This window comes from Cryobacterium arcticum (genome assembly GCF_003185895.1).
Classification (GTDB): Bacteria; Actinomycetota; Actinomycetes; order Actinomycetales; family Microbacteriaceae; genus Cryobacterium; species Cryobacterium arcticum.
The window spans coordinates 230,589-252,004 of record NZ_QHLY01000012.1; the positions used below are offsets into that span (position 1 = coordinate 230,589).

Here is a 21,416-nt window from a genome sequence, read left to right on the forward strand (position 1 = left end):
TACCGGGGGAGGGCGCTCCATTCATCCCGATGCACCGGATAGCTCTAACCAGACCCGCCTGGAGACACCATGACCGCTACCACCATCACACCCACCCAGTCGCACTCGGGCCGCATGGCCGCGGTCAGGGACCACTTGATCGGCGTCATCCATGGCGCCCCGGTACACGTGCAGGCCGGCTATGAGGATCACATCGGCTTCAGCGACGCCGCAGCGCTGGCGGATGCCCTGATCGCCAGCTGCGGCCACCTGGCGATCGAGGCTTAATCGGCCGCCGGCGCGTGCGCTGGGCGCTGACTCAGCTCCAGATGCGCAGGTCGTCGGGCATCTTCTCGCCGGTCTCGCGTACGCGCCGGCGGGCGCGATGCCACCAACCCACGCGCTGGCGGCCCAGGATGACCCAGATGGTGATGGCGAGGCCCATCAGCACGGCCGCCAGACTGATGTACAACCAGGCGAGGTGCGGGTACACGGCAATGTAGCTGAGTCCGTAGAGGCTCATGCCGAAGATCACGACGCCTAGGGCGATCATGATCCAGGGGTTGTTCGATCGGAGGATGAAGGCGTTGCCGAGGAGGTAGTCCGGATTCTTGCGCGGTTCTGGTCCGACCACGCGCACGATCTCTTCCATGCGCACCAGTTGGTACACCCGGTCGGCGTCGCTCTGCCGGAAACCCTCGATCTGCAACCAGCCCGACCCGCGAGCGGGGTCGGAGTAGAAAAAGGTGTTCTCCCGGTCGGTTCGACTGGGATTGAGGGTGGCGAGGAACCGCATGGCCGAGGAGCCCACGGTCTCCGTGATGGCATTCGTCGGAAGGATCTCCAGAAACTCCACCGGGGCCGGCGCGCCGGATGCATCATGGGTTTGATGCATCCGTACGGCCGGCCTGGTCGCTTCCGTCGTCGGTGCAGTGCTCATGTTCTCGTCCCCCCGGTTGAGTGTGCGCTGGCTCAGTAGCGGCGCGGCGGTCGTTCTGACCGGTCGCCCTGCTGCGGACGGTCGTTCCGGCCGGCCGAGGCGCCGTTGTCGGCGTGGATCTCGATCAGCTTTCCGCTGATACGGGTGGCCGAGAGGCGACCGAGCACGTCACCGGACAGGTCGGCCGGCAGGTCGACCAGGGAGTACTCGGGCAGGATCTGGATCGCGCCGAAGTCTTCGCGGCTCAGGCCGCCTTCGTTGGCGAGGGCGCCGACGATCTGACGCGGCTCCACCTTGTGGCGCTTGCCCACCTCGATGCGGAACGAGGCCATGGCCCGGTTGCTGTCGCGGGAGCGACGCTCGGGGCGTTCGCTGCGAAGTGGCCGGTCGTCACGGCTGCCGCGGTCGTCGCGACCGCCACGGTCGTCACGGCGCTCGCGCACGGGGCGGTCGCCCCGGTCACGATCGCGGTGTTCGGTGCGCTCACGGTCGAAGCGCTGGGCGGCGCGCACGTCGTCGGCGTTGAGCAGCAGCGGGGTGTCACCCTGCGCGACCACGGCGAGGGCGGCGGCGACATCGGCCTCCGGCACGTCGTGGTGCTCGACGTAGTGACCGACGATGTCGCGGAACGCGGCGATGCGGGCGGTCTCTTCGAGGGCGGCGGTGATGGCGTCGTCGAAGCGGGTGAGGCGGGTGGAGTTGACGTCTTCCACACTGGGCAGCTGCATCTGGGTGAGCGGCTGGCGGGTGGCCCGCTCGATCGCGGTGAGCAGGTGACGCTCACGCGGGGTGACGAAGCTGATCGCGGCGCCGCTGCGGCCCGCGCGGCCGGTGCGGCCGATGCGGTGCACGTAGGACTCGGTGTCGATCGGGATGTCGTAGTTGATCACGTGACTGATCCGCTCCACGTCCAGGCCGCGGGCGGCCACATCCGTGGCGACCAGGATGTCCAACTTGCCGCTCTTGAGCTGCTCGACGGTGCGTTCGCGCTGCACCTGGGGAACGTCGCCGTTGATCGCGGTGGCGGAGTAGCCGCGCGCACGCAGCTTCTCGGCGAGGGTCTCGGTCTCGTTCTTGGTGCGGGTGAAGACGATCATGCCCTCGAAGTTCTCCACCTCGAGGATGCGGGTGAGCGCGTCGACCTTCTGCGGGTAGGAGACCAGCAGGTACCGCTGGGTGGTGTTCGCCGAGGTCGTGGTCTTGTTCTTGACCGTGATCTCTTCGGGGTTGTTCAGGTACTGCTTGGAGATGCGACGGATCTGGGCGGGCATGGTGGCCGAGAACAGCGCCACCTGCTTGTCATCCGGGGTATCCGCGAGGATCGTCTCGACGTCTTCGGCGAAGCCCATCTTGAGCATCTCGTCGGCTTCGTCCAGCACCAGGTACTTGAGCTGGGTGAGGTCGAGGGTGCCCTTCTCGAGGTGGTCCATGATGCGGCCGGGCGTGCCGACGACAACGTGCACGCCACGACGCAGCGCCGAGAGCTGGATGCCGTAACCCTGTCCGCCGTAGACGGGCAGCACGTGCACACCCTTCATGTGGGCGGCGTACTTCTCGAACGCCTCACAGACCTGCAGGGCGAGTTCGCGGGTGGGAGCCAGCACGAGCGCCTGGGGGCTCTTCTGGGACAGGTCGAGGCGGGAGAGGATCGGCAGCGCGAACGCGGCGGTCTTGCCGGTGCCGGTCTGGGCGAGTCCCACGACGTCACGGCCGTCGAGGAGCGGGGGAATCGTGGCGGCCTGGATGGCCGACGGGGTCTCGTAGCCGACGTCCTTGAGGGCCTTGAGAACGGAATCGCTGAGCCCTAGCTCGGAGAAGGTGATCGTCGCGCGGGCAGTGTCTGCCTCGGTCGGTGCAGTTGTATCAGGAGGCGTCATACTACCAACGGTAGTCGGTCGGAGTGCATACCCCGTTCGGGAGAGGCAAATCCGTGCCCCCAGGTTAGGCCGAAAGGGGCAGTTCGGCGCCAGAGAGCTCGCTCACCGCAACCGAAACCGGCGAGGCGTGCGTGGCGCGGAGGGCCGCGAACGCCTGCGCGAGGTCGGCCAGCAGGTCATCTTCGTCTTCGATGCCCACCGACAGGCGCACCAGACCGGGAAAGATGCCGAGCCGGTCCCGTTCCTCGGCGCTCAGATGCGCGTGCGACGTGGTGCCGGGGTGCAGCACGAGCGAGCGCACATCACCGAGGTGCGACATCCGGCTGAACAGCTCCACCGAATCGATCAGGGTGCGGGCGTCCGCCAGGCCGCCGTGCAGGGTGAAACCGAACACCGACCCGGTGCCGCGCGGGTAGTACCGCCGGGCGATGGCGTGTGACGGGTTGGACGGCAGCCCCGGGTAGTCCACCGACGCCACTTCCGGCTGCGCCTCGAGCCAGCGAGCCACGGTGAGGGCGTTGCGGGAGTGCTGGGCGACCCGGAGCGAGAGGGTCTCGAGGCCCTGCTGCAGCAGGAACGCGTTCAACGGCGAGAGCACGGGACCCAGCCGCCCCGCGATGATCGTGCGGGTGTATTCCAGGTAGGCGGTGTTGCCGAACTTCTGCACCAGGGTCGGCGAACCGGCCCCGCCGATCGGGGTATTGAATTGCGGGAACTTGTCGGGGTAGCGCGCCCAGTCGAAGGTGCCGCCGTCGATCACAACGCCGGCCAGGGACGCGCCATGGCCGCTGAGGAACTTGCTGGCCGAGTGCACCACGATGGAGGCGCCGTGGTCGAGTGGCCGGATCAGGTACGGCGTGGATGCCGTGCTGTCGATCACGAACGGCAGCCCTTCTTCCCGCGCGAAGGCGGCGATCTGACCGATGTCGATCAGGTCGTTCTTGGGGTTCGGAATGGTCTCGCCGTAAATCGCCCGGGTGTTGGGGCGGATGCGGCGGCGCCAGTCCTCGATATCGTGCGGATCGTCGACGAACTCCACCTCGATGCCGAACCGGGCGAAATTCTCCCGGAACAGGGTCTTCGAGCCCTCGTACAGGCTGGGCGCTGAGAGGAAGTGGTCGCCGGACTTGAGGATGCCCAGCAGCGCCACCGTGATCGCGGCCTGGCCGCTGGCCACCAGGAGCGAGTCCACCCCGTGTTCGAGAGCGGTGAGCTTGGCTTCCACAGCGGCGTTGGTGGGGTTGGCGTAGCGGGTGTAGACGAGGCCGCCGTCTTCGCCCGCGAAGCGCGCCTGGGCGTGGTCGAAGGAATCGAAGACGAAGCCGGCGGTGAGGTAGATCGGGGTGATGCGGGCACCGAAATCGCCGCCCACGATCTCGCCGGCGTGAACCTGCTCGGTGGCGAAGCCGAAGTGGTCCTGGCCGTACGGTGTGGCGGTGGTGGTCATGGTGCTGGTCCCTCTCGGCCTGTCCTGGTGAGCAGCCACGCTACGTGCCACCGGAGCGGGCGACAATCGGCCCGGTTCACAGAACGACACAATCGTGCGCATCCCGCCTGCCCCGCCGAGACTGGATCCATGGCACACCTGCAGCACTTCGGATGGTTCTTCGGCCGCGGCTTCGGCCCCCAGGGGTGGGGCCGACCCGACTACCGGTGGAACTACGAGTGGCAGAAGCCCGCGATCTACCAGCAGTCGGTGCGGCAACTCGAGCAGGCCGGGTTCGACCTGCTCATCATCGAGGACGCCCTCTCGCTGGGCTCACCGGACACCCTGAATCTGCGGGTGAACTCCGCCTACGGCGGGCCCAAGCACGACCCGCTGCTGCTGGCGCCTTACCTCTTCGACGCCACCACACACCTGGGCGTCGCCCCCACCGTGAACGCCGGGGCCTACCCGCCCTACCTCGCGGCCCGACAATTCGCCACCCTGCAGCACCTGAGCAGCAACCGGTTCGGCCTGAATGTGGTCACCGACGTGAAGAGCGCCCGGCACTTCGGCCTGCCTGAACTGGCCCACGACGCCGCCTACGACCGTGCGGAGGAATGGCTCACCGGCATCCGTCGGCTGTGGCACAGCTGGGGCGACGGCGCCCACGTGAACAACGCGGCCACCGGGCAGTTCGCGGATGCGTCCAAGCTGGACGCGTTCTCGCATGAGGGGGAGTACTTCAGGTTCGACGGGCCGCTGAACGCGCTGCCGTTCGACGACGGCGACCCCGTGGTGGTCTCGCCGGGCGGGTCCGGCCGGGGCCTGGGCTTCGCCGGCGCGCACTCCGACGTGCAGTTGGCCCTGGCCCCGTTGACCGCGGAGAGCATCACCGCCTACCGGGCGAAGATCCACGCTGCGGCGGTGGCGCGCGGACGCACACCGGCCGACATCAATATTCTCTTCGTGCTGACCCCGGAGATCGTGGCGAGCGAGGAGGAGGCGCGCCGCGTGGTGGCGGCCACCCGGCACCCGTCCGACGACCTGCTCCGGCAGGTCCTGGCCGCGCAGTCCAGCGACCTGGAGACCGACCTGACCGTGCTCGACCTGGACCGGCCGATCGGACCGGGGGTCTTCGGCCAACATGTGTCGCAGGGCACCATCAACAACCTCGTGGGCGCCGGCGGCGACCTCGAGACCGACACCCTGCGCCAGATCGCCGCCCGCAAGGCGCGCAAGGGCACCATCAGCGACAAGACCGGCTTCGTGGGCACGGCCGCCCAATTCGCTGACTTCATCGAGGAGCTCGGGGAGACGGCCGACAACGACGGCTTCATCATCAACGGCGACCTGCACCCGGTGACCGTGCACCGGATGCTCGACCAGCTGGTTCCGGAGCTCCGGCAACGGGGCGTGCTGCGTGACTCGTTCGGCGGTGGCGGGTTGCGGGCCAACCTGGCCGACTTCTAATCCGGTTTGGCAGAATAGGGCAGAACCGAAACGAGCACTTCCCAGAAACGAGCACCACCGACATGAGCACCCTCGCACCGACCGGGCCGATAGCGATCGTGGGGGCCACCGGGTCGCAGGGCGGGGCCGTGGCCAGGGCACTCCGCCGCCGGGGCGTGCCGGTGGTGGCACTGGTGCGAGACGCGACCGGCCCGGCCGCTCTGGAGCTGGCGGCGTTGGGCATCGGGCTGGTCGAGGGTGACCTCGATCAGCCCGAGTCCCTGGACCGGCTGTTGCGCGGGGCGAGCGGCCTATTCACCGTTGTGCTCTCGGCCACCGCCACCGACCCCGCCAGCGAGGTGCGGCACGGAACCGCGCTGGTGACGGCGGCCGAACGCGCCGGGGTGCGCCACCTGGTGCACTCATCCGTGTCGGGCTGGGAGCCCGGGCATTCCCGGATCGACCGCGCCTACGACGAGGCCTACTGGAACGACAAGGAGGCCGTAGAGCGAGCCGCCCGGGAGTCGGGCATCCCCATCGTCACCCTGCTGAAACCGGCGATCTTCATGGACAATTTCGTGCCGCCCCGGCTGGCCGGCATGTTCCGTGAGCAGGGCGACGGCGTTCTGGCGGCGGCCACCGCGCCGCACGTGCCGCTACCGCTCGTGGCGGTCGACGACATCGGCGAGGCCGCGGCGGCGGCGTTCTTCGCACCCGAGATCTTCGATCGGGCGGAGGTGGAGCTCGCCGGTGACGTGATGACCTTTCCGCAGATCGCGGAGCTGCTCTCCGAAGCGTTCGGCCGCAGCTTCCGGTATGTGCACGAGGACCCGGACGCCCTGGTCGAGCGGGGCCATCATCCGGGCTGGGTGGCCAAGCAGGTCTGGTACGAACAGGTCAACCATCGTGCCCGGCCGGCGCACAGCGCCGTTTACGGTCTGAAGCCGCGCACCTTCGCCGAGTTCCTGGCCGCGCATCCCGGTACGATTCATTCCACTTAGTCCTCGTTCCCAGTCAGGCAGGCGGCAGATCCATGCTCGAGATGCGACCCAATTGCGAGTGTTGCGACCGCGACCTGTCGCCGTCGGCCGACGTGGCGTTCATCTGCTCGTTCGAGTGCACCTGGTGTGCCGACTGTGTTCGAACCTTCCCGGCGGGAGCGTGCCCCAACTGCGGCGGTAGCCTGCAGCTCCGGCCGAGCCGGGCACCGCACAAGCTGCTGACCGCACCGGCCTCCAGTGTTCGCGTGGTCGCCGCCGGCTGCCAGCCGGCTGGGGTCTGAATCGCACGCTGACCGGTTGCACCGGGCGTGGGGCTCAGTCTTCGTCGGCATCCCGCCGCACGGTACCGGGGTGCGCCGACTCGAGTGCGGTGCGAAGCGCCGGTGCCAGCACGGCGAGGTCGACGTCGTGGGATTGGCCCGCGAGTTCGATGTGCCGGCCGTGGGCAAATGCCGTGGCCATGGCCCTGGCCGACTCGCGGATGAACTCCGGCGCGAACTCCCCGCTCAGCACCACCGCGGGAACCTCGACGGCCTCGATCCGGTCGTAGGGCAGCAGGCCGTCGCCCAGCACGGCATCGTCGTAGGCGAGGGTCGGCGCGATCGCCTCGAACGCCGGCCACATCGGCGCCCGGCGCATGCCGGCGATCTGCTCGGCCGGCAGGCCCACCCGGGTGAGGAACAGTTCCATCGCGGCGCCGCGGCGACCCGCCGCCAACGCGGCCCCGAGCTCACGGGAATAACGCCTGGCGCCGGGGTCGAGTTCGATACTCACCGGCACCTCGTAGACGGCCAGCGCTCTCACCCTGGCTCCCAACGCGGCCGCGGCCGCGATCACCAGCGCTCCGCCGCTCGATATGCCGAACAGCGCCGCGGAGCCGCCGGACTCTGCGATGAGAGCATCGAGATCGTCGATCTCGCGCTGCACCGAGAACGGCAGGGTGTCGCCGCTGGCCCCGCGCCCGCGGCGGTCGTAGGAGACGACCGTGAACGCCGCCGCCAGCAACGCGGCCAGCGGGCGCATCGGCCCGGCGTCGCGGTAACAGGTGGCGCCGTCGACCAGGATCAGGGCCGGTCCGCTGCCCAGCGCGTCGAAGGCGATAATCGTGCCGTCCTGAGACGTGACCGTTGGCATGATGTCTCCCTTCGAGACCCTTCGGTGCGGCGCGGCGAACCGGATGTGTCCGGCAGCGCTGCATCCGCTGCCACCGTGCCACCGGCCCACAGCGCCGGTCAATCCCTCCGTCAGCAATTCACGGCAATCGGGTGGGGCCGGCCGGCGGCATCCGGCACAGATGTGCGTTCACGAGGCGTCGTGTCGTGCACACGAGCACCCCGGTTCGCGGGAGGATGTCTGCATGGCCATAACTGAGCAGCAGCCCTGGGTAAAGCACTACCAACCCGGCGTGCCCGCTGAGATCGACTACCCCACCACCTCGCTCGTCGAAATGCTCGAGCACGCGGTGGCGGAAGCCGGCGACGCTCCGGCCCTGGAGTTCTTCGGCCGCCGCACCAGTTACGCCGAACTGGGTGCTCAGATCGACCAGGCCGCCGAGGGGCTGCGCCTGCTGGGTGTACGCGCCGGCGACCGGGTCGCCCTGATCCTGCCCAACTGTCCCCAGCACGTGGTGGCGTTCTACGCCGTGCTGCGGCTGGGCGGCGTGGTCGTCGAGCACAACCCGCTCTACACCTCACCTGAACTCCGGCACCAGTTCGAGGACCACCAGGCCCGCATCGTGATCGCCTGGGACAAGGTCGCCCCCACCGTGCGCGCGTTCCCGGCCGACATCGAGATCGACCACATCGTTTCGGTCAACCTGCTGGAGGCGTTCCCCACCGTGAAGCGCCTGGCGCTGTACCTGCCGGTGAAGAGCCTGCGCGAATCCCGCGCCGCGCTCACCGGTTCGGCCGCCGGCACGACCCCGTGGAAAGACCTGCTCAGCCACGGCGCGATCGACCCCGAGCACTCCCGCCCCGCGCTGAACGACCTGGCCGCGATCCAGTACACGTCTGGCACCACCGGCCGGCCCAAGGGCGCCATGCTCACCCACTACAACCTGCACTGCAACGCCCTGCAGGGTGAAGCGTGGATGCACGGAGCCGAGTACCGCAAGGAGGTCTTCTACGCGATCCTGCCGATGTTCCACTCCTTCGGCCTCACGCTGTACCTGACCTACGGCATCCACAAGCAGGCCCTGCTGGTGCTGTTCCCCAAGTTCGACCCGAAGACCGTGCTCGACACCATGAAGAAGACACCGGCAACGGTGTACTGCGCCGTGCCGCCGATCTACGAACGCACCGCGCTCGCCGCCAAGGAACGCGGCATTTCGCTGCGCTCGTGCAAGTTCTGCATTTCCGGTGCGATGAACCTGCCCGACCACGTGGTGGAACTGTGGGAGTCGGTGTCCGGTGGCCTGTTGGTGGAGGGCTTCGGCATGACCGAGGCGTCTCCGGTGGCGATGGGCAACCCGTTCTACCCGACCCGCCGGCCCGGCACCGTCGGCATCCCGTTCTCGTCGACCCTGATGAAGGTCACCGACCCCGACGACCCCACCGTGGAGGTCACCCGCGGTGAGCCCGGTGAGCTGCTGCTCAAGGGCCCGCAGGTGTTCCAGGGCTACTGGAACAACCCGGAGGAGACCGCGAAGACCCTCACTCCCGACGGCTGGCTGCGCACCGGCGACATCGTCACGGTCGACGAGGACGGCTTCTCCACCATCGTCGACCGCGCGAAAGACCTGATCATCACCGGCGGGTTCAACGTGGCGCCCACCGAGGTGGAGACCGTGCTTCGCCTGCACGCGTCGGTGGTGGATGCCGCGGTGTTCGGCAAGCCGTTGGAGCGCGGCGGAGAGATGGTGGCCGCCGCCGTGGAGCTCGAGCCCGGCGCGACCCTGGATGAGAAGGCCCTGCAGGACCACTGCCGGGAGCACCTGGCCGCCTACAAGATTCCCCGCCGGATCGTGCAGATCACCGACACCCCGCGCACCATGCTCGGCAAGGTGTTGCGGCGCAAGGTGCGTGAACAGGTGCTGCCCACCCTGTAAGCCGACAGCCGGTGGGAGGGTCAGCGCCAGCTGTGCGCGCTCACGCCACCGCCACCGTCGACGGTGACCACCGTCGCCCGGTCGGTCCGGCCGGGCGGTAGCAACCGGCCGGTGAACGAGCCGGCCGGTAATCGGTCCAGGTGGTCGCCCATCCAGGCCAGCACTGTGTCGAGCTGGTCGTCGTCGAGGTCGTGCTGGCCGTCGTCGAGCAGGGAGACGTCGATGCTGCGCCGGCGCGCCGCCAGCGTCGCGCCCACCAACGGCGAGCGCACCAGCCGGCCGCCCCTGGCCTGATCGCGTAAGGCTCCCTCCAGGGCCAGGCACTCGCGAACGTCGGCATCGGCGAGTACCTCGCCGCGCGCCAGAACGGTGAGCAACGGCCCGACTTTGGCGCCCAGGTTCGCTGAATGGGCGTGCCGTTCGTGCGCGCTGTTGGCCTCGAAGGACAGGGTCTTCGTCGCGGCCAGTTCACCGGCATGCATTATGGTGATGCGCTCGAGCATGCGGTTGATACAGAACCCCAGAACACTGCTGGCCGTGAGGAGAGCCGTGGGCCGGGTCAGGAGACGGGTGGCGTCGGTGGCGGGGTGCCCGTTCACGAGCACACTCGTGACCACGAGGACCAGCATGAGCGCGAGCCCCACCCAGGCGAGGCCGATGCGTTTGCGAAGCGCCAGGGCAGCCAACAACACCGAGTTCGCGGTGAGGTACCAGGTGTCCCACTGAGCCGACGCCCCCGTGAGTGTGGGGGAGAGCACGATGGCCGACGACGCCGTGATGGTGCCGAGAATCGCGAGGCTGCGCACCAGATCGGGCTGCGCCAGGCTGCGCCAGCCCAGCAGGGCGACGGCGGCATAGATGCTCACGAGGGCGAGCACCGCCGGCAGCGGTTGGGGCGAGTTGACGGCCTGGTTGGCTGCGAGCACGGCTTGCGCCAGAACGAAGGTGATCACGGTGAGCCGCACGCCCAGGTCGAAGCCGCGATGCCGCGCGCCGTACGGGCCGGTGGCCACAGGGGGCGACTGCATCTCGGCGGGTGGCGGGGCGGGCGGCGACCAGGTGAGGGTGACGGTGGTTCCCTGGCCCGGAGCCGAATTGGCCCGGGCTGAGCCGCCCGCAGTGTTGTCCAGTCGCCCCAGGATGCTGGTGGTGATGCCCATCCGATCCGCCGGCACGCGGTCGGGGTCGAATCCTTGGCCGTCGTCGGTTACGGTGACCGTGACCCCCGCTGTCGTTCCGGTCACCGCGACTGAGCGGCGCACCGGCCCGTCGCCGGCATGGGCAACGCTGTTGGCCAGGGCTTGAGCGAGAGCGCTGTGCAGGGCGGCCGCGACATCCGCCGGCATGGTCTGCCCGTCCGCTGTGGATTTTTGGAAGTGCGCGGTGGCGTCCAAGCGGCGGGTGGTCTGGCCGGCGTCCCGCACGAAGTCGTCGACCGAGACCGGGGGTGGTTCCGTGGGCGGTGCCGCCAACTCCTCGATCATGCGCAACGCACTCCGGGATTGATCGGCCACTGCGGTGCGGAACTCCGGGGCGTTCTGTGCCGCCAGCAGCAGGGTGGCCAGGATCTCATCGTGCACCATCGCGTCGGTGGCCACCTGGATAGACAGCCGAGCTTCGGCAGCGGCCTGCCGTTCGGCCACGATGACCGCGATTCCGGCGGCGCGGTCGAGGGACCTGGCGGCATGGATCAGCGCACTCGTCAGCACACATCCCACCAGCGAGGTGACGAAGGTGTGCATGTCGTACGCGATCGAGTTGAGCGTCTCGAGGCCGAGGATGCCCCGGAACAGGGCGACGCATCCGCTCAGCACGACCAGCACCGCCACGCCACCGAGCGGACCGGTGGCGATCACCGCGGCCGCGACGGTGGACACCGAGGTCGCGAGGATCCACGGCAGACCGGCGGGAAGCGCGCCGGCCACGGTCCCTTCCGCCTGCGTGAGGGGCAGCCAGGCTGCCAGCAGGGCGAGCTGGGCGAGCACGGTCGCGGCATTGATGACGCGCAAGGTGTTTCGTGAGGCCCAGAATGCCAGGAGGGCCCCGAGCAACGGCACCCCGAGCACGGCGATGGTGATGATCCCGTACCACCCCGACGCGATCGCCGGCGAACCGGCCATGTTCAGGGAGCTGACGCCCGCAACCGAGATGACGGTTCCCAGTCCGATCCCGGCGGTGAGGAGTCGCACCGCCGAGGTCTCGGAGCGGCCGGGCGGAACGCTCACCTCAGTTCTTGACCGGCAGCGGAATGAATCCGTCTTCGACGCCGCGGCGGTATAGGTCGACCTTGGTGTTGGCCGGGCGGCCGAGCGCCAGGTATTCCGCACGGATCCGGCGGATGTGGTCATCGACGGTGTTCTCGCTGATGCCCAGGTGGGTCGCCACGGATTTCGCGCCCAGGCCCGACGCATACAGTGCCAGAACGTCGCGCTCCCGGTTGGTCAGGGGTGCAGCGCCGATGTCCGGGTCGGAATCCAGGGCGGCCGCCCATTCGGTCGATGCCACGATCTCACCGCGCGCAGCGCGCCGGATGGCGGCGAGGATGTGCTGCGCCGGTGCCGACTTGCGCACCAGTCCGAGGGAATCGGAGCGGGACACCTCACGGATCAGGAACGGGTTCTCGCCCGACGTGATGGCCAGCACCTGTGCCCCCCATTCTCGCAGGGCGGCGACATTGTCACCGGGGGTGGAGCCGTCGCGCAGGTTGAGGTCGAGCACCACCAGGTCGGCGCCGGGCGAGGTGCGCAGGAGCTTCGGCACTGACGAGGCCGAACCCACGTACTCGAGGTCGGGGGAGCTCGCTATCAGAGGGCGCAGGGCCAGTATGACGATTTCATGATCGTCGACGATCGCGATCCGTGCACCCGCATGCGGCATGGAACTCCTCTGGCTGCCCGAAGGGGGTGCGAAAGCGGGTGGGAAAACCACTCTTTTCGTGGCCGGGCGACCCCCAACCGTTGCCCCCCAAAACGATAAATTCACAGTACTGGATCCAGGCCAGAGGTAACCGCCGACCGAGAGGTACAGGAATGTGGCTGTGGGGGCACACTGGGGCCATGTCTGTCGTGCTCTCCGCAGTTCGTCGTGCGATCGCGCCCCTGACCCGCACCCGGTTCTTCCGGTGGTTGGCGCCGATGGCCCTGCCGCCGATCGAGCGCGTCCTCGGACGATCGCGCCCAGCGCTGGGGAACGCCCGCCCGATCATCATCCGAGCTGAGCCACACTTGACTTAAAGACATTCAGCGATATATCGTTGAGTGTCGCGGAAGTTCCGCGGCGCGTCGAATTCAGACGCACCCCCGAAAGGAAGAACGCGACCATGAAGCGCTTTCATCACCCCAACCATCCAGATTTTCGCCCGGACTTCAGCCGGGCCCACCACGACTCCGGCGCGGAGCACGGCCGCGGCTTCGGTCGCGCCGGCTTCGGACCCGGCGGACCCGGCTTCGGTGGCTTCGGTCCCGGCGGACCCCGCGGTGGCCGACGCGCCAACAAGGGCGACGTTCGAGCCGCGATCCTCTCCCTCCTCGCCGACGGACCGTCCAACGGTTACGCCCTCATCCGGGCGATCGAGGAGAAGACCGGCGGAGCCTGGCGCCCCAGCCCGGGATCGGTCTACCCCACCCTGCAGCAGCTCGTCGACGAAGAGCTCATCTCACCCACCGGTGACGGTCGCCGCACCGAGTACGAGCTCACCGAGTCGGGCACGGCCTACCTGGCCGAGCACGCCGACGAACTGAAGAAGGCCTGGGAGGCCACCCCTGGGCAGTCGGATGCCGATGCGGCGTACCACGAGAGCGTCGGCAAGCTGATGGGCGTCGTGCACCAGTTCCGTTTCTCAGCGACGGACGCCCAGCGTGCCGCTGCGGTCGAGAAGCTCGACGAGGCCCGGCGTGCGCTCTACCTGATCCTCGCCGACTGACCGGCCTCTGAGATGCCCCTGGCGCCGACCGGCGAACCGTCGACAATGTCGATGGCTGCGCCGGTCGGCGGGGCCGGAGCAACGCGACGGTCATTATGACCGTGAAGATATTTGGGATGCCCTCACGGGCGTCTGGGAGAAAATCGACGAAACGTACACCTGGCAATTCGACCTGATCAGGTAATTAGCTTGACTTGCAGATCCTGCCGCTGAGCGCAACCCCTGAAGGTCCGTTCAGACGACACTCACGGTAAAAAGTGAGGATCCATGCAGAAACATATTGCAGGGTGGACACTTCGCCCGGGCGGGCCCCCGCCCGTGGAACGTCGACTAAGAACCGCTCCGCGCACGCAGCAGGGCGATTCGCTGTGTGAAAGACATACATAACCGTGACTTCACTTTTTTCCCGCCTTGCCGCTTTTCGCTCCACCGCATCACCAGACACCACCTCCGGCCCCGGGGCCGTTGATCCCGGAAGCACAGATTCCGGCAGCGCCGCAGTGGCAGAGACCCGCTCCGGCCGCACCCACCGCACCCGCATGACCCGCCGGTCCGCCGCAGCACTTTCCGTGCTGTGTGTTGGAGCCCTGGCTGGAACCGGCTTCGTGCTGCAGCCCGCCATGGCGGCACAGAACGACAGGGTCGCCGAGACCGCGGCGCTGACCGAGAGCACTGAACGGCACGCCGAACAGCTCGAGGCCTTCAACCAGATCGCCTCTGCCCACGCCGAGAAGGCCGCAGCCGGCACGCTCTCCGGCGCAACCGCAGTCATCACCGCCGCGCAGAACAAAGCCGATTCCAGCGACCTCGCCACGACCGTGGCCATGCTCAGCAATTATGAGCAGCTCGACCCGCCGCGCATCTACGAACTCGTCGACGCGGCGAACGAGAAGGTACCCCCCGTGCAGGCCGCAACCGCCGAGGCGGACCGGATCGCCGCCGAGCAGGCAGCCGCAGCGCAGGCTGCCGCGGAGCAGGCCGCAGCAGAGCAGGCGGCAGCAGAGGCCGCCGCCGAGCAGGCTGCTGCCGAAGCCGCCGAGGCTGCGGAAGCCCAGGCGGCGCCGGAGGCCAGCAGTGCACCTGCCCCGTCGGCACCGTCGAACCCGAGCGGCGCCCAGGCGATCGCCCGCGACATGATGGCCGCGAAGTACGGCTGGGGCGGCGACCAGTTCGGTTGCCTCGTCAGCCTCTGGGACAAGGAGTCCGGCTGGAACGTGAACGCCTACAACGCCTCCAGCGGCGCCACCGGCATTCCGCAGGCCCTGCCGGGCAGCAAGATGGCGTCGGCCGGGTCCGACTGGGCCACCAACGCCGCCACCCAGATCTCCTGGGGTCTCGGCTACATCGCCGGCAGCTACGGCACGCCGTGCGCGGCCTGGTCCAAGTCCGAGTCGGTCGGCTGGTACTGACCCGCAGCTGGAACGCACACGAACGGCCCATGGACGACGTCCATGGGCCGTTTTCGTGCCAGCAGCCGTGACGATCCAGGGCCACTGCACAGCTCCGCCAGCGGGCGTACTCTCGGGGCATGAAACGTGCGTTCGCGTTCACTCTGGTGCTGGTGCAGTTCCTGCTGCTGGTGGCGCTGTTGGTTCTGCCGCACGGCACCGTGTGGCCGGTCAACGGATTCGTCGTGGCCACATCCGTGGTCTTCTTCGCGGTGGGGGTGACCCTTGCGGTGCAGGGAGCGACCACCCTCGGCCCGGCGATGTCCGCCAGCCCCATACCGCGCGACGACGCGCCGCTGGCCACGAACGGCATCTACTCCATCGTGCGCAACCCCATCTACACCGGGCTGATGTCGGGGGGACTGGGGCTCACCCTGATCGGCTCGTCGTTTCTGCACGTGCTGGCCTGGCTTGCCCTGTGGGGACTCCTGGCAGGAAAGGCGCGGTGGGAAGAACGGATGCTCGTCGACGAGCACCCCGCCTACTCCGAGTACGCCGCCCGGGTCGGCCGCTTTCTGCCCGGGGTCGGTCGAATTCGGTGACCGCGGGTATGATTTCGCGGCTCCAAACCGTTACCCCCAGCATGACGACACCGCTTTCCATTCTCGACCTCGCTCCCATTGCCCCCGGCCAGACCATTCGGGAGAGCTTCGCGGCCAGCGTCGCCCTCGCCCAGGCCGCCGAGAAGCACGGCTACGAGCGCGTCTGGTACGCCGAGCACCACAACATGCCCACGATCGCATCGTCGGCCACGAGCGTTCTGGTGGGCCATGTGGCCTCGCAGACCTCGACCATTCGTCTGGGCTCAGGCGGCGTCATGCTGCCCAACCACTCGCCGCTGACCATCGCCGAACAGTTCGGCACCCTCGCCGAGCTCTATCCGGACCGCATCGACCTGGGCCTGGGCCGGGCGCCGGGCAGCGACCAGACCACGGCGCGGGCGATGCGCCGCGACCCGCGGGCATCCGACCAGTTCCCGCAGGACGTGATGGAGCTGCAGGCCTACCTGCGCGATGAGTCGATCATCCCCGGCGTGCGTGCCGTGCCCGGTGCCGGCACCAACGTTCCGCTCTACATCCTCGGTTCGTCGCTCTTCGGTGCCGGGTTGGCCGCCGCGCTCGGCCTGCCTTACGCCTTTGCGTCGCACTTCGCCCCGGACTCGCTGTTCGAGGCCGTCGCCACCTACCGTCGTGACTTTCAGCCGTCGGCGCAGTTGGCCGAGCCCTACCTGATGGTGGCCGCCAATGTGATCGCGGCCGACGACGCGGCGGATGCCCGAGCGCAGTTCAACACGATGCGCCTCTCCCGGGTGCGCAGCATGATCAGCCGTGGACCGGCCGCACCGGACTACTCCGACGAGCAGATCGAAGCGTTCCTCACCACCACCGAGGGTCGCCGCCTGGCCGACATGATGCGTTACACGGCCGTGGGCACACCGTCAGACGTGCGCATCTTCCTCGACGACCTGGCCACCAGGACACAGGCCGACGAACTCATCGTGGCGCACGCCTCGCAGGGGATCGACGCCAGGTTGCGTTCCGTGGAGTTGACCGCCGAGGCGATGGCCGGCGTCACCGTCTGAGCCGCGGTGCCGGGCTAGGCGTCCAACGCCTCGCCGGTCGGGTCGGCGGCATCCGCGTCGACCAGCGGCATGCCGCCGAGAGGTACACCCGCCCAGGAGATCAGGGTCCAGCCGTCTTCGGGTGACCCGGACAGTTCCACCACACCGGTGTTGTCGAGGTCGTGCAGTCCGGCGAACTTGGGCGGCACGTTCGTGGCGCGGGCCGCGGCCCACACCCGGATCGCCGCGCCGTGGCTGAACACGGCCGCGGTGTGGGCGCTGGCCGCCGCCACGGCGATGTCGGCGTCGAACCGGTCGAAGAAGGCCTGACCGTTCGGGCCGCCTGGCATCTCCACGTCGAGGTCTCCGGCTCCCCAGGCGAACACCGTCTTCATGTAGGCGTGCACGGCCGTCTGGTCGCTGCGCCCCTCGAGGGAGCCGGCTTCGATCTCGTGCAGACCGTCGCCCACCCGGATGTCGAGGCTCCGATCGAGGGCGAGGGGGCCGGCGGTGAGCTGCGTGCGAACGAGCGCGGAGGCATAGACCGCGTCGATCGACTCGAACCGCAGCGCCTCGGGGATGGCTGCGGCCTGCCGGGTGCCGAGATCGGTCAAACCGGGGCCGGGCCGGGCGGTATCGAGCCGTCCGAGGACGTTGGCGGGTGTCTGGCCGTGGCGGATCAGCAAGAGTCGCATAGTCATTCCAGCATAGGGAGATCGAGGTCCTGTCGGCACGTCAGACGTGACCTGAAGTCGCCTCGAGACACGGCTGCCTAACGTAGCCCCGTCGTCATCGCCGTCGTCCCCACCGGCCACGACGTCCGCCTCGCCAGTCCCAGCGAAGCTGATGGCGTCGGGCGAGCACGAGCGCAATGGTGACGGCGGCGCCCGCGGGAACCAAGCCGGAGACAAGCATGCCCGTCTGCGCGCCGAAATGTTCGATCACCCAGCCCATCAGGGGACTGCCGAGAGCCTGACCGCCGAGCAAGACCAGCACGTAGACGGACATGACCCGCCCGCGAATGCGGACGTTCGATGACAGTTGCACGAGCGGATTGCAGGCCATGAAGAAGAACTGGTTGGCCATGCCGGAGGCTATGAGCACCGCGCCGAACGCCAGCTGATTGGGCATGAGCCCCAGTGACGCCTGAATCAACGCCCATACTCCGGCGCAGAAGATCACGGTGCGCAGACGGATCGTGACCCGCAGAGTTGACGCCAGCGCGCCGGAGAGGGCACCCACCGCGACCAGGCTGTTGAACAGGCCGTAGCCGCCGGCGCCTGCGGCGAAGACGTCCCCTGCAAAGGCGACCAGAAGTACGGGCATGTTGAGGGCGAAGACCGATAGGAACGACATCATCACCAGCGGCCACAGGATGGTGGGGGTGGCCACCACATATCGCAGACCCTCGCGCAACTGGCCCTTGCTGCGAGGTGTCGGTGGCTTGCGATGCAGCGCCGTGGTGTCCAGGAGTACCAGGGCGAGCACGGTGAGAAGACACGCCATCCCATTGATCGCGAACGACCAACCGGCCCCGACGGCCACGATCAGCAGTCCACTGATCGCTGGGCCGACGAGTCCACCCAGCTGGAAGGCCGAGGAGTTCACGGTGATGGCATTGCGCAGGAACTGCGGGCCCACCATCTCGTTGACGAACACCTGCCGGGTGGGATTGTCGATGACGGTGACGAGCCCGAGGATGAAGGCGATTACCCAGACATGCCAGACCTCGACCAGGCCGCCCAGTGTGAGAGCCGCGAGGGTGAGGCTGAGCACCGACGCCGCGGACTGAGTGAACATCAGCAACATCCGTTTGGAGTATCGGTCGACGACCACCCCGCCGATGAGGCCGAAGAGCAGCATCGGTGTGAACTGCATGGCCACGGTCACGCCGACGGCGGCGACACTGTCGGTGAGTTGCAGCACCAGCCAGCCCTGGGCGATGCGCTGCATCCAGGTGGCGGTCATAGCGATCACGTTGGAGATCGTGAACAGTCGAAAGTTGGGCACGCTGAGGGAATCCAGGGTGATTCCCCGCGGGCGGCGGGGCGGGGGAGGCGGGGCGCTAGTTGACAGGCGGTGCCGCCGTTGAACCGCGCACGATCAGTTCGGGTCGAAGGAGCACCGAGCGACCGGGCTCACGGTGGGCGAGTCCATGGTGAGAGACGATCTCTGCAATGGCCAGCTGCGCCATCTGACTGATCGGTTGGCGCACCGTCGTGAGGGGAGGATCATAGAGATCGGCCAGGATGATGTCGTCGAACCCCACAACCGACACGTCACGGCCGACCTGAAGGCCGAGGTCGCGCAGCCCGCGACAGACGCCGAGGGCCGTCATGTCGTTGATGGCCACCACCCCCGTGGGCGGGTCGGCGGCGGCGAAAATCTCGTGCACCGCGCGTCGGCCCACATCGGCAGCTTCGACATCGCCGAACGGGGACTCGTCTGCGCCTGTCCACAGGGTCATATCCGCCACCGCGAGCCCTGCAGACTCGACGGCGGAGCAGAATCCCTGGTATCGCCCGGTGCGGTTGACCGAGCGGAGCGAGCCTGAAACGAAGGTGAGCCTTCGATGGCCGAGGCCAGTCAGATGGGAAGCAGCCAGGTGCCCGCCCACCACGTTGTTGATGCTGATACTCACCACGGTGGACGGATCGTCGGCTTGGGCGGGGCGGTCGAAGGTGACCAGGCGTAGGCCCTGGTCGATGATGTGGGCCAGGTGATTCAAGGACGGTAGCGAGGTGCAGAGGACGATATCGCGCACGCCGTCGTCCCACAGCTCTTCGACGTAGTGGCTCTCGCGTTCCGGATCGCGCTCACTGTTGCACAGCAGCACGTTGTAGCCCTCTGCGAGCGCGGCGTGCTCGAGTTCTCGGGCGAAGGCGCCCCAGAAGGGATTGCCGACCGAGGGCACGATCAGTCCGACCGTGCGGGTGCGGCCGGTGCGCAACTCGCGGGCCGCCCGATTAGGCCGGTACCCGAGTTGGGCGATCGCCTCGGTGATGCGGTCCCTGGTAGCGGGAAGCATGCGTCCGGAGCGGCCGTTCAGCAGGTTCGAAACCGTGCTCGCGGACACTCCGGCGGCTCGGGCGACTTGCTGGATGGTGACCTTCTCCATCGTTTTCCATTCACGGGGCATCGGCTGAAAGGTGGGGTTTTCAGCAGTGTAACGATCTACCAGACTTAGCGCAACGATGCCGCTAGCGACCGCAAGCTTGGCCGGGTTGGCGGCCAGATTGTTCGATGAGGAATGCTTGACGAACGCAAAACCGGCCGTTATGGTCAGTAAATCGTTACACCAGATTGGACGGCTCACAGCGCGAGCTTGGCCCCCATGACGTAGAGACAACGACGAAGACGTCTGAGTTTGCGGCAGCGTCGCCACCAACTAATGCACTCCCCGTGAAGGGAACGATCTTGACCAGTCAGACAGTACGACACACTTCCACTCGGCAGCGGTCCGCTGCAGGCAGGCGGGCCGCACGCCGATACACGGCCTTCGGCGCCGCCGCGGTCATTGCCGTGGCCCTTTCCGCCTGCTCAAGTGACAACGGTGCGGCAAGTGACGACTCCGGAGCCGTGAGCGGCGACATCACCCTGCTCACTCCCATCTACGAAGGAGCTGCGGGGCAGCGCCTGCTTGAGGACGAGCTGCTGCCCCAGTTCTACGAAAAATACCCAGACGTGAAAGTCACCGTCGACTACACCAACTTCGCCCGACTGAACGAGAAGCTCACCACCGGTGTCGTCTCCGGTCTCGTGCCCGACGTCATGATGATGGGCGTCGGCTGGGTTGAGGCTTTCGCCGACAAGGGCGTGCTGGCCAACCTCAGCGAGAGTGGCATCAGCGTCGCCGACCTCGAAAAGTCGACAACGGCCGAGATCGTGAAGGCGGGTGTGTGGGACGGTGATGTCTACGCGGTTCCGATCATGCTGGACGCGCGCTTCGGCGTTGCCCGCATGGACCTCCTCCGGGAGGCCGGCTACGACGCCCCGCCGACCACCTGGGCCGAACTGGTGGAGATGGCCGAAGCTCTCACGATTCGCTCGGAGGGCGGCGATCTCGAACGCGCCGGCTTCGACGTGCTGTCCCTCGATGCCCGCCAGATGTACGAGACGATGCTGTTTTCGTCGGGCGGGTCGCTCTTCAATGACGACAACACCGCACCGGCTTTCAATTCGGCTGCCGGGGTCGAGGCCCTTGAATCCGTGGTGGACCTCATCCACACCAGCGAGGTTGAGGACACCGGGTTTTCCTCAACGAAGGAAACCGTCAACCCCCTGATCAACGGTCGGGCCGCGATGGGCATCGCGCACAACAACCTGTGGACCCAGACACTAGAGGCGGCGCCCGAGCTGCTGCCCGAACTGGAACCGTTCCTCATCCCAGGCGATTCGCCGGGGATGTTCGTCGGCGGAACCCTGGCCACGATGTCGAGCAGCTCCGAACACCCGGCAGCCGCCCAGGCCCTGCTCGAGTTCCTCGCCAGCCCCGGCCCGGCCCTCGCCGCCAACGAACAGCGGGGCAACATCCCTGCCCTGACCGAACTGCTGGACACCGACTACGCCCAGGGCAACCGCCTCGTTCAGTTCTCCATGGAGAACCTCGAGGTGGCCAAGCGTGAGGGCGGACCGAGCGAATGGTTGGGTCTCCGTGGCGAGATCGCGCCCGCCATCGAATCCGCACTGCTCGCCCAGAAGACACCGAAACAGGCCCTCGATGACCTGGCTGACGTGTTCACCGGCAAGATGGCTGGTTGACCGTGA

19 protein-coding genes are annotated in these 21,416 nt (G+C 67.9%); 10 read left to right on the plus strand and 9 right to left on the minus strand.

Features of this window, described 5'->3' with window-relative positions; translation table 11 throughout:
* Nucleotides 1-69: 69 nt before the first annotated feature.
* A complete protein-coding gene (locus CTB96_RS10750; RefSeq protein ID WP_110126914.1) occupies nt 70-267 on the plus strand; it encodes a hypothetical protein in 198 nt (65 codons plus the stop codon).
* A 31-nt stretch (nt 268-298) separates the two neighbouring features.
* On the opposite strand, the gene CTB96_RS10755 is transcribed toward CTB96_RS10750, so the two are convergent.
* The 3 genes from CTB96_RS10755 to CTB96_RS10765 all read right to left on the minus strand — a co-directional run bounded on the left by CTB96_RS10755 (nt 299) and on the right by CTB96_RS10765 (nt 4,243).
* Nucleotides 299-919 carry a hypothetical protein gene (locus CTB96_RS10755; protein ID WP_146215797.1) on the minus strand — a complete coding sequence of 207 codons (621 nt, stop codon included), beginning with the start codon at nt 917-919 and terminating at the stop codon, nt 299-301.
* A gap of 32 nt (nt 920-951) precedes the next feature.
* Complete coding sequence (locus CTB96_RS10760; protein ID WP_110126916.1) at nt 952-2,796, minus strand: DEAD/DEAH box helicase; 1,845 nt, start codon at nt 2,794-2,796, stop codon at nt 952-954.
* A gap of 64 nt (nt 2,797-2,860) precedes the next feature.
* Nucleotides 2,861-4,243 (minus strand): O-acetylhomoserine aminocarboxypropyltransferase/cysteine synthase family protein, encoded by a 1,383-nt coding sequence (locus tag CTB96_RS10765; RefSeq protein ID WP_110126917.1) that lies wholly within the window; start codon nt 4,241-4,243, stop codon nt 2,861-2,863.
* Nucleotides 4,244-4,372: 129 nt separating this feature from the next.
* Between CTB96_RS10765 and CTB96_RS10770 the strand changes: the two genes are divergently transcribed.
* The 3 genes from CTB96_RS10770 to CTB96_RS10780 all read left to right on the plus strand — a co-directional run bounded on the left by CTB96_RS10770 (nt 4,373) and on the right by CTB96_RS10780 (nt 6,953).
* A complete protein-coding gene (locus tag CTB96_RS10770; protein WP_110126918.1) occupies nt 4,373-5,692 on the plus strand; it encodes an LLM class flavin-dependent oxidoreductase in 1,320 nt (439 codons plus the stop codon).
* 62 nt (nt 5,693-5,754) lie between these two features.
* Complete coding sequence (locus tag CTB96_RS10775) at nt 5,755-6,672, plus strand: NmrA family NAD(P)-binding protein (protein WP_110126919.1); 918 nt, start codon at nt 5,755-5,757, stop codon at nt 6,670-6,672.
* Between the two features lie 41 nt (nt 6,673-6,713).
* Complete coding sequence (locus CTB96_RS10780) at nt 6,714-6,953, plus strand: DUF1272 domain-containing protein (RefSeq protein ID WP_248283471.1); 240 nt, start codon at nt 6,714-6,716, stop codon at nt 6,951-6,953.
* Between the two features lie 34 nt (nt 6,954-6,987).
* Here CTB96_RS10780 and CTB96_RS10785 read toward each other — a convergent pair whose 3' ends face one another.
* The gene (locus tag CTB96_RS10785) at nt 6,988-7,806 is read right to left on the minus strand and encodes an alpha/beta fold hydrolase (RefSeq protein ID WP_110126921.1); all 819 of its coding nucleotides are present in this window, start codon (nt 7,804-7,806) and stop codon (nt 6,988-6,990) included.
* Between the two features lie 223 nt (nt 7,807-8,029).
* Between CTB96_RS10785 and CTB96_RS10790 the strand changes: the two genes are divergently transcribed.
* A complete protein-coding gene (locus CTB96_RS10790; protein ID WP_110126922.1) occupies nt 8,030-9,718 on the plus strand; it encodes a long-chain-fatty-acid--CoA ligase in 1,689 nt (562 codons plus the stop codon).
* A 20-nt stretch (nt 9,719-9,738) separates the two neighbouring features.
* On the opposite strand, the gene CTB96_RS10795 is transcribed toward CTB96_RS10790, so the two are convergent.
* Together CTB96_RS10795 and CTB96_RS10800 are read right to left on the minus strand one after the other, a co-directional pair.
* Nucleotides 9,739-11,943, minus strand: coding sequence for an ATP-binding protein (locus CTB96_RS10795; RefSeq protein WP_110126923.1), 2,205 nt, complete (start codon nt 11,941-11,943; stop codon nt 9,739-9,741).
* Between the two features lies 1 nt (nt 11,944).
* The gene (locus CTB96_RS10800) at nt 11,945-12,595 is read right to left on the minus strand and encodes a LuxR C-terminal-related transcriptional regulator (protein WP_110126924.1); all 651 of its coding nucleotides are present in this window, start codon (nt 12,593-12,595) and stop codon (nt 11,945-11,947) included.
* Nucleotides 12,596-13,037: 442 nt separating this feature from the next.
* Here CTB96_RS10800 and CTB96_RS10810 point away from each other — a divergent pair, with 442 nt between their 5' ends.
* From CTB96_RS10810 to CTB96_RS10825, 4 genes are all read left to right on the plus strand, one after another.
* Nucleotides 13,038-13,640: a PadR family transcriptional regulator gene (locus tag CTB96_RS10810; RefSeq protein WP_110126926.1), complete on the plus strand. Its 603-nt coding sequence runs from the start codon at nt 13,038-13,040 to the stop codon at nt 13,638-13,640.
* Nucleotides 13,641-14,140: 500 nt separating this feature from the next.
* Nucleotides 14,141-15,049, plus strand: coding sequence for an aggregation-promoting factor C-terminal-like domain-containing protein (locus tag CTB96_RS10815; RefSeq protein WP_248283333.1), 909 nt, complete (start codon nt 14,141-14,143; stop codon nt 15,047-15,049).
* Between the two features lie 119 nt (nt 15,050-15,168).
* Nucleotides 15,169-15,630: a methyltransferase family protein gene (locus tag CTB96_RS10820; RefSeq protein ID WP_110126927.1), complete on the plus strand. Its 462-nt coding sequence runs from the start codon at nt 15,169-15,171 to the stop codon at nt 15,628-15,630.
* 41 nt (nt 15,631-15,671) lie between these two features.
* Nucleotides 15,672-16,670, plus strand: a complete 999-nt coding sequence (locus CTB96_RS10825) for an LLM class flavin-dependent oxidoreductase (RefSeq protein WP_110126928.1) — start codon at nt 15,672-15,674, stop codon at nt 16,668-16,670.
* Nucleotides 16,671-16,684: 14 nt separating this feature from the next.
* Here the strand turns inward: CTB96_RS10825 and CTB96_RS10830 are convergent, their stop codons facing one another.
* The 3 genes from CTB96_RS10830 to CTB96_RS10840 all read right to left on the minus strand — a co-directional run bounded on the left by CTB96_RS10830 (nt 16,685) and on the right by CTB96_RS10840 (nt 19,965).
* A complete protein-coding gene (locus tag CTB96_RS10830; RefSeq protein ID WP_110126929.1) occupies nt 16,685-17,344 on the minus strand; it encodes a histidine phosphatase family protein in 660 nt (219 codons plus the stop codon).
* A 94-nt stretch (nt 17,345-17,438) separates the two neighbouring features.
* Entirely contained in the window at nt 17,439-18,659 is a 1,221-nt protein-coding gene (locus CTB96_RS10835) for an MFS transporter (protein WP_248283334.1), read from the minus strand.
* A gap of 55 nt (nt 18,660-18,714) precedes the next feature.
* Nucleotides 18,715-19,965, minus strand: a complete 1,251-nt coding sequence (locus tag CTB96_RS10840) for a LacI family DNA-binding transcriptional regulator (protein WP_248283335.1) — start codon at nt 19,963-19,965, stop codon at nt 18,715-18,717.
* A 263-nt stretch (nt 19,966-20,228) separates the two neighbouring features.
* Here CTB96_RS10840 and CTB96_RS10845 point away from each other — a divergent pair, with 263 nt between their 5' ends.
* Nucleotides 20,229-21,410, plus strand: a complete 1,182-nt coding sequence (locus tag CTB96_RS10845; RefSeq protein WP_219993258.1) for an extracellular solute-binding protein — start codon at nt 20,229-20,231, stop codon at nt 21,408-21,410.
* The last annotated feature ends 6 nt before the right edge of the window (nt 21,411-21,416 follow it).